The following is a 12,553-nucleotide window of genomic DNA, read 5'->3' as shown; positions in this document are numbered from 1 at the left end:
GTTCACCAGCCGGTGAACAGCGGGCGGCCGACGCCGAGTGGACTGCACGTCAGATGCCCCGGAGGGCCTTCCGGGCGGACGGCCGGGCGCCCCGGCGGCCCCCGGCGGATCAGCCCTGCTTGAGGTCCGGCACCCGCCAGTCGATCGGGTCGACGCCGAAGCCCTCCAGCGCCGTGTTGATCTGGGAGAACGGCCGGCTGCCGAAGAACAGCTTGGCGGAGAGCGGCGACGGGTGGGCGCCCTGGACCACCACGTGCTTCTCGGTGTCGATCAGCGGCAGCTTCTTCTTGGCGTAGTTGCCCCAGAGCACGAAGACCACCGGCTCCTCGCGCGCGCTCACCGCCTTGATCACCGCGTCGGTGAACTTCTCCCAGCCCTTGGCCTTGTGCGAGTTGGCCTCGTGCGCACGGACCGTGAGCACCGCGTTGAGCAGCAGCACGCCCTGCTCGGCCCAGTGCATCAGGTAGCCGTTGTCGGGCGCCGGGATGCCGAGGTCGGCGTCCAGCTCCTTGAAGATGTTGCGCAGCGACGGCGGCGTCTTCGTACCGGGCAGCACGGAGAAACTCATGCCGTGGGCCTGGCCGTCGTCGTGGTACGGGTCCTGGCCGAGGACGAGCACCCGGACCTTGTCGTACGGCGTGGCCTCCAGCGCGGAGAACTCCTGCCCGCTCGGCGGGAAGACCTGCTGCTCCGCGCGCTCGGACGCCACGAAGGCCGCCAGCTCGGCGAAGTACGGCTTCTCCGTCTCGGCGCCCAGCACCGTGTGCCAGGACTCGGGCAGTTCCAGCCCGGCGCCCGCCTCCGGCGTACCCGGCTCCGTCACGCCCGCCTCGACCGTGTCCGTCACGACATCAACCTCCCACCGGACGGCCGCTCACCGCCGCACCGCCCCGACCCTCGGACGCCCTGCGGCCCTTGCGCCGCACGCCCTCTTTCCACACCGAACGCTACACAGGCCCACTGACAGTTCACTCCGCCGGAGCCGCAGGTGCCACCGGTGCCACGGGTGCCACCGGGGCAAGCGGGGCCGCAGGGCCCACGACGGCGCCCGCGGCCACCGGTTCGCCGGGGGCCGCACCGCCGGGCGCCGCGGTCCCCGCCCGCGCCACGCGGAGGTGCTCGACCACGTTCAGCACCACCAGCACCACCGCCAGCGCCACCAGCGCCGTGATCGCCGGCCACCGCACCATCACCGGGGCCAGGGCCAGCACCACCGCCGCCGCCACGATCCGGGTGGTCGCCACCCTCCGGAACATCATCCACCGGGTGTAGCCGAAGGCGAGCAGGTACAGCCCGCAGCCCCCGTAGAGCAGGGCCACCGTGCCCGCGCCGAGCGCCCGGCGCGGGTCGGCCACCGTCTCGCCGAAGCCGACCGCCACCGCGATCACCCCGGCCACCAGCGCCAGGTGCCCGTACTGGAAGACGCGCCGGATGACGTCCCGGCGCGACTCGGCGACCGTGACCGCGTGCCGCATGGCGTCGGCCGCGTGGACGAAGTACTGCCACCAGAGCCCCGCCGAGATGGTGAACGCGGCGGTGACGGCGACGAGTTCGGCCGCGTCGAGGGGCACCCCCGCCGCGGTGGCGCCGATCCCGACGATGGACTCGCCCAGCGCGACCAGCAGGAAGAGCGCGAACCGTTCCGGCATGTGCACGGGGTGGTAGGCCACCGCGGCGAGCCGGCGGCGCAGGAGCACCGGCGCGGACAGGTCGCAGAGCGCCGCCAGCGCCCAGAGCACCGTCCGCGGCCCCTCCGGCAGCAGCCCGCCGGCGAACAGCAGCGGTCCGCTGACCAGCACACCGACCCCGTACGGTCCGCGCCACACGCCCGGGACGCGGACGACCAGCAGCAGCAGGACCACCCGGGCCGCCCAGTACCCGGCGCCGAGCAGGACGCCCCGGCCCCCGTACGCGCCGGGCACGGCCAGCGCCATGACCAGGCCGGTCAGCCCGACGGCGAGGATGCCGAGCCGGTCGCGCGGGTTGTCCACGTCCCGGATGTTGGCCTGGACGGTGGTGCCGACCCAGCACCAGTAGACCGGCACGAACACCACCAGGGCCCGGCCGACGCCGGCCCAGTCGTGGTGGTGGTGCAGCAGACCGGAGACCTGGGTGATGGCGAAGACGAAGACCAGGTCGAAGTAGAGCTCCGCCCAGGTGACCCGTTTCTCCTCGACCGCCACCGGTGATTCCCCCGTAGTACCCATCCGCCCCTCCTCGGCGCACAGCGAACGGGCCCCGCCGCCCGACCGTCGGCCGGGGCGGCGGAGCCCGCAACAGCAGTGCCGAGGCTAGACCAGCTCGACGAGGTCCGCGATGGAGTTGAACACGCGGGTCGGCCGGTACGGGAAACGCTCCACGTCGGCGGCGGCGGTGAGGCCGGTGAGCACCAGGATGGTCTCCATGCCCGCCTCCATGCCGGCCACGATGTCGGTGTCCATCCGGTCGCCGATCATGACGGCGGTCTCCGAGTGGGCGCCGGCCGTGTTGAGCGCCTCGCGCATCATCAGCGGGTTGGGCTTGCCGACGAAGTACGGCTCGACGCCGGTCGCCTTGGTGATCAGCGCGGCGACCGAGCCGGTGGCCGGCAGCACGCCCTCGGTGGACGGGCCGGTCTCGTCCGGGTTGGTGCAGATGAACCGGGCGCCCTGGTTGATCAGGCGGATCGCCTTGGTGAGCGCCTCGAAGCTGTAGGTGCGGGTCTCACCGAGGACGACGTAGTCCGGGTGGTTGTCGGTCAGCACGTAGCCGGCCTGGTAGAGCGCGGTGGTCAGGCCGGCCTCGCCGATCACGTAGGCGGTGCCGTTCGGACGCTGGCCCTTCAGGAAGCTGGCGGTGGCCAGGGCCGAGGTCCAGATGCACTCCTCCGGCACCTCCAGGCCCATGCCGGCCAGGCGGGCGCTGAGGTCGCGCGGGGTGTAGATGGAGTTGTTGGTGAGGACCAGGAACGGCTTGCCGGACTCCCGCAGCCGACGAAGGAACTCCTCCGCGCCGGGGATCGGCGTGCCCTCGTGGATGAGGACGCCGTCCATGTCGGTCAGCCAGGACTCGATGGGCTTGCGGTCTGCCACGTGCGTGTCTCCCGAAGTCTTGCCATGTAGTGCGATGGTCATACGAAACTGCGGCGCACCGTCGTCACCGTTGCGCCTCCCACCGACCGGACCCTCCTCGGGACACCGGACCGCCGGGGGTACTGCTGGCTGCCCCAACGGGGCACAGCCTAATCCGCACACCAGGCCGACGGCAGCATGTCCCGCCCAGCGGGACGGGCACGGGACGCGCGGGGAACGGGCGCAGGTCGAGTACGGGACGAGTGCGGGACGGGCCGGAGAAGGATCACCGCAGGACCGTCCCTCCGCACCGCTCCCCCGCCCCGCCCCGTCTCAACGAGTCCTTAACCCACCCCTAACCGCAGTGATGACCCCTCAGCAGAACCGCCCGGCACGGTTAGCGTGAACGGCACGCCGACCAGGGGCCCGGACGGACCCCCTCGGCGCTGCGGTAGCTGCTGCCGCCGCGACCCCCACCGCGGCGGCGACAGCTACCGCCGCAGACAGCCCTCCGGGGCGCGCCCCCCTCCCCGGGCGCCCCGGAGGGTCCCCGTGACGCAGGAACCGGGGCAGACCGGACACCCCGTGGTTGAGTAGGGCCCATGACCCCCTCCACGCGCCCCGTCTCCCGGAACGCCGCCCCGGCCCGCCCGTTCCGCGTGGGCCTGATCGGCTACGGCCTGGCCGGCTCCGCGTTCCACGCCCCGCTGATCGCCACCACCCCCGGGCTCCGACTGGACGCGGTGGTCACCGCCAACCCCGACCGCCGCGCCCAGCTGCACCGGGAGCACCCCGACGCCCGCGCCGTCGACACCCCCGAGCAGCTGCTCGCCGACCCGGACGCGCTCGACCTGGTCGTCATCGCCTCCCCCAACCGCACCCACGTCCCGCTCGCCCGGGCCGCCCTGGAAGCCGGTCTGGCCACCGTGGTCGACAAGCCGCTCGCCGCCACCGCCGCCGAGGCGCTGGAGCTCTGCGAGCTGGCCGAGTCGCACGGCACCCTGCTCACCGTCTTCCAGAACCGTCGCTGGGACGGCGACTTCCTCACCGCCGCCCGTCTGGTCCGCGAGGGCGCACTCGGGCGGGTCCACCGGTTCGAGTCCCGCTTCGAACGGTTCCGGCCCAAGCCGAAGCCGGGCTGGCGCGAGCTGGCCGACCCCGCCGAGGTCGGCGGCACCCTGTACGACCTGGGCAGCCACCTGGTCGACCAGGCGCTCGCCCTGTTCGGGCCGGTCGAGACGGTGTACGCGGAGATCGACGTCCGCCGGGACGGCGCGGTCGTCGACGACGACGCCTTCCTCGCCCTCACCCACGCCGACGGCACCCGCTCGCACCTGTGGACCAGCGCCGTCACCCCGCTCGTCGGCCCCCGCCTACGGGTGCTCGGCGACAGGGCCGGCTACGTCAAGTCGGGCATGGACCCGCAGGAGGCCGACCTCCGGGCCGGCCGCCGCCCCGACGGCACCGCCCCGTGGGGCGCCGACGACCCCGCGTCCTACGGCACCCTCGGCACCGACGAGACCGCCGCCCCGCTGCCGACCGACCCGGGCGACTACCCGGCCTTCTACGCGGGCGTCGCCGCCGCCCTCGCCGACCCCGGCACCCCGCCCCCGGTCGACCCCCGCGACGCCGTCGCCACCCTCGCCGTCCTGGAGGCCGCCCGCGCCTCCGCCGCCACCGGCACCGCCGTCCGGCTCGGCTGAACCCCGGAGCCCCGCGGCACCACGCCTCCCCCGCCCCCTCCGGCTTCCTCAGGCTTCCTCAGGCTTCCTCAGGCGAACGGAGGACCGGAGCGGGGAGGGGGAGGAGAGGGGCGACCCTCAGATCCCGATGACCTCGACCGCCGGACCCAGCCCCTTGAAGTCCGCCAGGTTGCGCGTGTACAGCGGCAGGCCGTGGGCGGAGGCGATCGCGGCGATCATCAGGTCGATCCGGCGCGGGCGCGGCTGGCGGCCGGCGGCGATCGTCAGGGTGACCAGCGTCCCGTACCGGGCCGCCGCCGCCGCGTCGAACGGCAGCGGCTCGAAGTCGGCCATCGCCGCGCCCAGCACCTCCAGCCGCGCCGCCCGGCTGACCGGGTCGCGGGCCATCGAGACGCCCTGCTGGAGTTCGGCGAAGGTGATCGCGGTCAGCTCCGGCACCGCGGGCAGGTCGGCCGCGCCGAGCAGCGCGAGGTCGATGTAGACGCAGGTGTCCAGCACCCCGGCCGGCCGCCGGCGACGGGGTGCTCTCCGCCGCTCAGCCACGCCGCCGCTCGAACGGGTCGCCGTCCTCGTCGCCCACCAGTTCCTCGGGACCGAAGTACTCCTCGGCCTCCTTGCGCATCTGCTGGTAGTCGACCCGCGGCAGCTTCACGTGCCGCGCCACCAGTTCCTCCGCCGTGAGCCGCCGCCGGCCCGACACCGGCCGCAGCTCCGCGACCTCGACCCCGTTCCTCGTGATGTGGAAGGTCTCCCCCGCCTCCACCGCGTCCATCACCGCTGCGGAGTTGTTCCGGAACTCCCGCTGGGTAATCGTCTTCATGCTTTCCAAGGTAGCCCCGTGTAGCACCGGCGGCTACACCCCTGCACCGCCCTCCGGAAACGCCCCACACCCGGACCGTCGGTGCGCTAACGTCCGACCGTCGACGCAGCGCACGGCGGACAGAGGGGGCTCTGGCCATGACCGACACCACCGAGGCACAACACAACCCCTGGCTCTACGGCCAGGACGGCCCACCGGCCGGCATCCCCGCCCAGGCCACCGGCCCGGGCCCGTGGGCCACCGGCACCTCCGGGAGCGCCCCGGTCCACGTCGAACCGGCCGCCCTCCGGCAGGCGGCCGGGGTGTCCCGACGCCTCCAGGGCGAGCTGAGGAACTCGGTCCTCCACATCGAGCCGGACACCGGCGCGGCGGCCCGGGCGCTGTCCGCCGACTGCTGGAGCACGGGGGCCGCGCTCTCCCAGGTCCTCACCTGGTGGAAGGCCCGCTGGACCAGCATGGACAACCGCCTCGGCCTGACCGCCGACCGGCTGGAGGCCACCGCCGGCGCCTACCGGTCGACCGACGGGTCCTCCGCCTCCACGTTCAAGGAGCCGTGAGCCGTGGTGACCTTCGCGCAGCTCCGCCACGGCTCCTTCGAACCGCTGGGCAAGGCCGGAGACACCTGGAACGGCGTCTCCGGACACGTCGAACAGATCGCCGGCCGGCTGCGGTCGGGCGTCCTGCAACCGCTGACCGGAGTCGGACCGCACGCGTTCTCGGCCCCGGGGAGCCGCGCGTGGACCGGCCTCGCGGCCGACGAGGCCGCCCGGGAGATCGGCCTGCTGGCCGACGAGCTGACCGCGTTCCGCTACGAGGCACTCGCCGTCACGGCCGCCCTGCGCCGGGCCGAGTCCGCGTTCGCCCGGGCCAGGCAGGACCTGCTGCGCGCCGTCGGCGACGCCGAGGGGCTCGGCGCGACCGTCTCGGACGACGGCACCGTCACCCTGCCGCCCCTCCCCGCCGAGGAGCGCAACGACCCGGACTCGATCGCCTACCAGAAGCGGAAGTGGGACGAGGTACAGCAGCACATCGAGGCCATGCGCAAGGCCGTGACCACGGCCACCGAGGCCGACACCACGGCCGCCGCGGCCCTGCGCGCCCTCGACCCCACCCAGGTCGACCCGGCAACCCGCCCGGGCGCCGTTCAGGACGCGAAGGCGGACGTCATGGGCGCGGTCGGCATGCCCAAGGACCGCAAGGACGTACCGGCCTGGTGGGCGACGGTGGACCCCGCCGTCCGGGCGCAGCTGCTGGAGCTCTCACCGGGCCCGCTGATCGAGGCCGGGATCCTCGACCCGACCTACAAGTGGTCACCGCCCGACAGCGGCGCGGGCCCGTTCCACGTCCGCGAGCCCGACGCCGGCGATCGGACGTTCCACGCCTTCGCCACCACTCTCGTCGCCGGTGGCACGGTCATGGGTCGTGAGGACGCTGCACGTCACATGCAGCACTTCCTGGACGCGAGCGGCGAACCCTTGACCGTGAGCGTGGACCGGATGCTGCGCGATGACCCCAACTTCCGCAACCACGTGGACTCGCTGCTGGCGGCCGGCGATGCCCAGTGGCGTGAGACCGCCCTTGCCGCCTACCAGAAGGCAGGGGGATCACCGGTAGCCGTTCCGGTGGAGACCGAGCGCACCAAACGCAACGACTACACGTTCGGGCAGGACCAGCAGCCCAACTGGTTCACTGCCGTGGGTAGTCAGGCGTGCGTCGTGTCAGGGCTGGTCACGGTCAAGCCCGGGGCCGACGGCAAGCCTGCGGTTTCCATGCAGTACCAGGTCAATGTCTGGGACAAGTACAACTGGGACCAGCTCAAGAGCACGAACATCGCGGGAGTCAGCGTCTCCGACAAGGACATGCAGAGACTCCACCAGACGGGCCTGGCGCAGGAGTACGACATCAGCGGCAGGAGTTCGACCTCGACCCGGACGGTCGGCGACGACTCACCCTTGGTACCGGGTGGTACCGGCGAACGGTACGCCGACCGGGAGGGCGGGCCGGCCGACCCGGGGAGGCAGACCCGATGAGCGGCGCACGGTCCGGGCGACGACGGCGGGTGTGGATCTGGGTGCTCGTGGTGCTCCCGCTCGTGCTCCTGGGCGCGGCCGTGGGCCTGCTGTTCTGGGCGGATGCGGAGTTCCGCCATCCGAAGCCGGACAGCGGGCGGCCCGGGGCTTGGACGACCACGACCTCGGAGGAGGTCGCCCGGTTCGCGCACGTGGAGGTACCGGGCTCGGCAGCCGATGTCCGGTGGGGCTACCAGCTCGGGTTTCAGGACGACCTCGCCGCCCTCGCGTTCCGGATTCCACAGGCCGGAGTGGACGCGTTCCTGGCATCCCTTCCCGTGCCGGCTTGGAAGGAGAGCCGGCACGTGGCTGCCATCGATCTGGACAACCTCCTCCACATCGGGGCACCGGACCCGTCCAGCATGTTTCCCCTGACCTGCGGGGACTACTACTCCCCCGGTGGCGGCAAGAGGATCGGGACGACGGTCTGCCTCGCGCCGTGGCCCGACGGGACCAGACAGGTGTGGGTCACCGCCGCGCACTTCCCCTGAACCGAGTCGGGAACCTCTGTGGCAGCCCGGCCGTATCCTGGGCTGGAGCACTGGTCCGGAGCACAGGAAGGAGCACGCCGTGGCGCTGGTCGCGATGCTGCTCGGGGTGTTCCGGGTGCTGAGTGGGGAGTGGCTCGTCGAGGGTGGCGGGTCGCTGGCCTCGGTGGCGGCCGCAGCGGCCGTGGTGCTGGTGACCGGAGCGGTCGCGGGGGCGCTGGTCGTCTCGCGGCTGTTGGGGGCGCGGGCTCCCGCCGCCGTCAGGGCCGGGGTGTTGCGCAGACGCGCGTTCAGGACGGCGTTCCTTCCGCAGCGTGATCCGGATGCCCGGGGCCGGCGACGCCCCAGGGCGCCGGGGGCGGCCCCGGCGGCCGCGTAACCCCCCGCACGACTGCTGGGCCGTTGACGCGGCCGTCCTCCGCCGACCACTCATTTCCGCGCGCCGCCGGCCTTCCGCCGCGCATGCCCCGTACGCCGTGTCGTACGCGCCGCATGCCGCTTGCCGCAGCGCGCCGAGACCCCCGGAGGGCTCGCTCCACCATGTCCGTTTTCGCATTTCTCGACCCGGCCGTCGGCCTGGCCCACGACGTCGTCGCCGCGCTGGCCCAGGTCGTGCCGACGGCGCTCGCGATCGTCCTGTTCACCGTCTGCGTCCGGTTGGCGCTGCACCCGCTGGCGCGGGCCGCGGCGCGGGGCGAGCAGACCCGGACCCGGTTGGCGCCGCAGGTCGCCGAGCTGAACCGGAGGCACAAGGACCGGCCGGAGAAGCTCCGGGAGGCCCTTGCCGCGCTGTACGCGCAGGAGAAGTCCTCGCCGCTCGCCGGATGTCTGCCGATGCTGGTGCAGATTCCGTTCTTCTCGGTGATGTACCGGCTGTTCACGACGCCGAACGACCTGCTCGGCCACACCCTGTTCGGCGTCCCGCTGGGCCTGCACGCGGGGAGCGCGCAGGGCGTGGCGCAGTGGGTGGTGTTCGGCGCGCTGTACGCCGGGTTGGCGGCGGTGGCGTACGTCGGCTTCCGGCGGGCCCGTCGGGCGCAGGCCGCGCAGAAGGAGCAGCAGGCGTTGCAGGCGGAGCAGGCGAGGAAGGCTCGGGGCGGCCGGGCGAAGGGCGGGGCGAAGGGCGGTCCGGCGGCCGAGACCGCGTTGCCGCAGCCGGCGCTCGCGCTGTTGCCGTACCTGTCGTTCGGCACGGTGCTGTTCGCCGCACTGGTGCCGCTGGCCGCCGGGGTCTACCTGCTGACGACCACCGCGTGGTCGGCCGCCGAGCGGGCGTGGTTGCACCGTAACGCGCCGGTGCCGGTGGGCGCGGGCGTGGCGCTGGTCTGACGGCGGCCGACCGGGGCGGCGCGCCGCCCGGCCGCCGCCCCGGTGAGCCGCCCCGGCCCCGTGCCGACCACCGCTCCCCCCGCCCCTGACCGGGAGCCGACCGGCGGGTGGCGCTGCTCTAGCCTGAGCTGATCGTTTTCGTCGTCCGCCGACCACCCGGGTCCCCGGCCGACGGACAGGTGGAGGGATGTCGTCATGGTGGTCGCTGCTCCGGCGTTGGCCGAGTTGCGGGAGGTCTGCCAGCCGCAGGCGAAGCTGGCGAGCCGCAACGGGGAGCACTGGGCGGGCCGGCTCTACATGCGGCGGCTCTCCCTGCGGGCGACCCGGCACCTGGTGCGGACGTCGGTCTCGCCGAACACCCTCACCTGGCTGATGGTGGTGTGCGGGGTCGGGGCCGGGGCGGCGCTGTTGATCCCGGGGTTGGCGGGGGCCGCGCTGGCGGCGGTGCTGTTCCAGGGGTTCCTGTTCTTCGACTGCGTGGACGGCGAGGTTGCGCGCTGGACGCGCCGGTTCAGCACGGCCGGGGTGTACGTGGACCGGCTCGGCGCCTACCTGGCGGACGCCGCACTGATGATCGGTGCGGGCGTCCGGGCGGCCCGGGGCGGGTCGGAGCTGTGGGTGTCGGTGGGGCTGGCGGCCGCGCTGGGCGTGGTGCTGCTGAAGGCGTCCACGGACCTGGTCGACGTGGCGCGGGCGCGCAGCGGGCTGGCCCCGGCGGACGAGGAGTCGACGCAGCCGCGGTCGCAGGGCATCGCGACGGCGCGGCGGCTGGGCTCGATCCTCAAGATCCACCGGGTGACCAACGGCATCGAGGCGTCGCTGGTGCTGCTGGCCGCGGCGGTCGCGGACGCGGTGGTGGGTTCCACCGATCCGACGCAGGGGACGGTCGCGGCGATCGCGGTGATCACCTGGGGGATGGTCGTCGCCCACCTGGCGTCGATCCTCTCGTCCTCCCGCCTGCGCTGAGCGGCTCCACCAACCTCACCGACAGCACGGTCCGCCCCACCGGCAGCAGCGGTGGCACGGCGGGCCCCGATGCGCCCATCCCGGACCTCAAGTCAAGCCACCCGCAGAGTATTTGACGACGAACGTCCCCCGCCGTTCGGCTCCGGAGGGGTACCCGCAGGACGCACCGCGGCACCCTCCGCAGGACGACGCGGGCGGCGCGGTGCGGATGCGAACGTGGTGGCCGGGGCCCGGAGGTCGGGCCCGGGAGGGATCACCATGCACGCCAACCACTTCGTTCGGCCGCGCCGCCGCAGCAGGCTCGCCCTGCGGTTCGCCGCCGCCGCGCTGGCCGGGGCGACCGTCGTCTCGCTGGCCCCGACGGCGGTGGCGGCGGGGGCCGGCGCCGCCACCGACTCCGCCGACTCCTCGGCCTCGTCCGACCGGCACCGCCCGTCCGTCGACCTGGGCCCGGAGCTGCGGGACATCGTCTCGCGGGGCTCCTCGACCGCCGCGCTCGGCGAGACGCGCGAGAACGGCCGCCGGACCTGGCGCGACGCGGCCGGCGTCACCGACCTGGACTCCGGACGTCCGGCGCGCGCCGACGGCCGGTTCCGGATCGGCAGCATCACCAAGACCTTCGTCTCCACCGTGGTGCTTCAGCTGGCCGACGAGGGCCGGCTCCGGCTGGACGACCCGGTCGACCGCTACCTGCCGGGGGTCGTGCCGAACGGCGGCGCGATCACGCTGCGGCAGGTGCTGAACCACACCAGCGGTCTGTACGACTACCTGGAGGACCCGCAGTTCCTCTTCCACGACGAGGCGAGCCTGCGCGCGTTCCTCGCCCAGGGGCGCTGGACGAACTACCGCCCGGAGCAGCTGGTCACGGTCGGCGTGCAGCACGCGCCGTACTTCGCGCCCGGCCAGGGCTGGCACTACTCCAACACCAACTACATCCTCACCGGGATGATCATCAAGAAGGTCACCGGCCACACCTGGCAGCGCGAGGTCGAGAAGCGGATCGTCGAGCCGCTGAACCTCGACAACACCTCCTTCCCGGGCTCGTGGCCCGGGATCCCCGGCCCGCACGCGCACGGGTACGTCAAGCTGCCGGAGGGTCCGGCGGACGTCACCCTGATCAACCCGACCGTCGGGGACGCGGCCGGCAACGGCATCTCCACCACCAGCGACCTCGACCGCTTCCACGCCGCCCTGTTCGGCGGCAAGTTGCTGTCGGCCGCCCGGCTGGCCGAGATGACCACGGCCGTCCCGGCGCCGATGATCGGCGCGCACTACGGGCTGGGCCTGATCCGCTACGACCTGCCGTGCGGCGAGGTCTGGGGCCACACCGGGGGCATCCCGGGGTTCAACTCGGTGCTGCTGGGGACGCGGGACGGCTCGCGGCAGTTCGCCCTCTCGTTCAACCTGCTGGAGGGCACCGAGACCGAGGAGACCGAGACCACGCTGAACACGTTCATCCTGAGGGCCGCCTGCGGCCCGGACACGGCGGCGGCCCCGGGGACCCCCGCGGCGAAGGGAGCGGACGGCGGCCCGCCGTCGACGACCTTCAAGACGCTGCGCTGATACCGCGAAACTCAACAAGTCAAGCGCCTTGACGATGATTTGACCGTGCGTCACGCCTTCCCTTCGGCCGGGCGTCCGGTCCTTGGGACGCACGGTCGATGACCCCCTCAGGACGACGCGCCGGTGTTCCGTTCGGTGCGATCGTGGTGCGGACGGCCCGGGGCCGGGTCGGAAGGGGCGGGGCACCATGACCATCGTTCAGGCTCGATCTCCGTACCGGCGACGCCGGGCGGGGCTGCGGCTCGCAGCCGTCGCCCTGGCCGGGGCCACCGTCGTCACGCTCGCTCCTACCGCAGCGGTGGCGGCGGGGGCATCAGGATCCGCTACCGGGTCCGCGCAGGAACGTCGGCCCCGCGTCGACGGACAGCAGGAACTGCGGCACCTCGTGGAGCACGGCGGGATGACCGCCGCGCTCGCGGAGATCCGCGACGCCGGCCGCCCCCTGTGGCGGGGCGCCGCCGGGACCGCCGACCTGGCCGACGGGCCGCCCGGCCGGTCGGACGGCCGGTTCCGCATCGGCAGCGTGACCAAGTGGTTGGTGTGGGCGGTGGTGGTACCGCTCGTG

The 12,553-nt window shown here is 73.5% G+C and carries 14 protein-coding genes; 9 read left to right on the top strand and 5 right to left on the bottom strand.

Translation table 11 applies throughout. From position 1 onward, the window contains the following. Nucleotides 1-109 precede the first annotated feature (109 nt). The 3 genes from ACFWOG_RS15245 to ACFWOG_RS15235 form a co-directional block, all read right to left on the bottom strand. On the bottom strand, nucleotides 110-787 hold the full coding sequence (locus ACFWOG_RS15245; protein WP_329883756.1) for a uracil-DNA glycosylase: 678 nt from the start codon (nucleotides 785-787) through the stop codon (nucleotides 110-112). A gap of 181 nt (nucleotides 788-968) precedes the next feature. Further along, nucleotides 969-2,207, bottom strand: coding sequence for a low temperature requirement protein A (locus ACFWOG_RS15240; RefSeq protein WP_380358531.1), 1,239 nt, complete (start codon nucleotides 2,205-2,207; stop codon nucleotides 969-971). Between the two features lie 84 nt (nucleotides 2,208-2,291). Beyond that, nucleotides 2,292-3,071: an HAD-IIA family hydrolase gene (locus ACFWOG_RS15235; protein ID WP_329883673.1), complete on the bottom strand. Its 780-nt coding sequence runs from the start codon at nucleotides 3,069-3,071 to the stop codon at nucleotides 2,292-2,294. A gap of 581 nt (nucleotides 3,072-3,652) precedes the next feature. Between ACFWOG_RS15235 and ACFWOG_RS15230 the strand changes: the two genes are divergently transcribed. After that, nucleotides 3,653-4,753 carry a Gfo/Idh/MocA family oxidoreductase gene (locus tag ACFWOG_RS15230; protein ID WP_380358528.1) on the top strand — a complete coding sequence of 367 codons (1,101 nt, stop codon included), beginning with the start codon at nucleotides 3,653-3,655 and terminating at the stop codon, nucleotides 4,751-4,753. Nucleotides 4,754-4,870: 117 nt separating this feature from the next. Here ACFWOG_RS15230 and ACFWOG_RS15225 read toward each other — a convergent pair whose 3' ends face one another. Then, nucleotides 4,871-5,296, bottom strand: a complete 426-nt coding sequence (locus ACFWOG_RS15225) for a type II toxin-antitoxin system VapC family toxin (RefSeq protein ID WP_329952452.1) — start codon at nucleotides 5,294-5,296, stop codon at nucleotides 4,871-4,873. Next, nucleotides 5,289-5,573, bottom strand: coding sequence for a type II toxin-antitoxin system Phd/YefM family antitoxin (locus ACFWOG_RS15220; RefSeq protein WP_188295332.1), 285 nt, complete (start codon nucleotides 5,571-5,573; stop codon nucleotides 5,289-5,291). Before ACFWOG_RS15220 ends, ACFWOG_RS15225 begins: the two co-directional genes overlap by 8 nt. A 137-nt stretch (nucleotides 5,574-5,710) precedes the next feature. Between ACFWOG_RS15220 and ACFWOG_RS15215 the strand changes: the two genes are divergently transcribed. From ACFWOG_RS15215 to ACFWOG_RS15180, 8 genes are all read left to right on the top strand, one after another. Next, nucleotides 5,711-6,130 (top strand): hypothetical protein, encoded by a 420-nt coding sequence (locus ACFWOG_RS15215; RefSeq protein WP_380358526.1) that lies wholly within the window; start codon nucleotides 5,711-5,713, stop codon nucleotides 6,128-6,130. A 3-nt stretch (nucleotides 6,131-6,133) separates the two neighbouring features. Continuing rightward, a complete protein-coding gene (locus ACFWOG_RS15210; protein ID WP_380358524.1) occupies nucleotides 6,134-7,603 on the top strand; it encodes a hypothetical protein in 1,470 nt (489 codons plus the stop codon). Further along, nucleotides 7,600-8,133 (top strand): hypothetical protein, encoded by a 534-nt coding sequence (locus ACFWOG_RS15205; RefSeq protein ID WP_380358521.1) that lies wholly within the window; start codon nucleotides 7,600-7,602, stop codon nucleotides 8,131-8,133. The genes ACFWOG_RS15210 and ACFWOG_RS15205 overlap by 4 nt, the downstream gene beginning before the upstream one ends. 79 nt (nucleotides 8,134-8,212) lie before the next feature. After that, nucleotides 8,213-8,509, top strand: coding sequence for a DUF6412 domain-containing protein (locus ACFWOG_RS15200; RefSeq protein WP_329952455.1), 297 nt, complete (start codon nucleotides 8,213-8,215; stop codon nucleotides 8,507-8,509). 161 nt (nucleotides 8,510-8,670) lie between these two features. Further along, nucleotides 8,671-9,459, top strand: coding sequence for a YidC/Oxa1 family membrane protein insertase (locus ACFWOG_RS15195; protein ID WP_380358518.1), 789 nt, complete (start codon nucleotides 8,671-8,673; stop codon nucleotides 9,457-9,459). A gap of 195 nt (nucleotides 9,460-9,654) precedes the next feature. Beyond that, nucleotides 9,655-10,425: a CDP-alcohol phosphatidyltransferase family protein gene (locus tag ACFWOG_RS15190; protein WP_329883665.1), complete on the top strand. Its 771-nt coding sequence runs from the start codon at nucleotides 9,655-9,657 to the stop codon at nucleotides 10,423-10,425. A 258-nt stretch (nucleotides 10,426-10,683) separates the two neighbouring features. Continuing rightward, entirely contained in the window at nucleotides 10,684-11,988 is a 1,305-nt protein-coding gene (locus ACFWOG_RS15185; RefSeq protein WP_380358515.1) for a serine hydrolase domain-containing protein, read from the top strand. Between the two features lie 187 nt (nucleotides 11,989-12,175). After that, the coding region (locus ACFWOG_RS15180; RefSeq protein WP_380358513.1) for a serine hydrolase at nucleotides 12,176-12,553 on the top strand (378 nt) is incomplete at its 3' end.

Source organism: Kitasatospora sp. NPDC058406 (assembly GCF_042722765.1).
Taxonomy (GTDB): domain Bacteria; phylum Actinomycetota; class Actinomycetes; order Streptomycetales; family Streptomycetaceae; genus Kitasatospora.
Note: the sequence above shows the minus strand (reverse complement) of the source record. Positions and strands in the feature narration are given on the sequence as shown.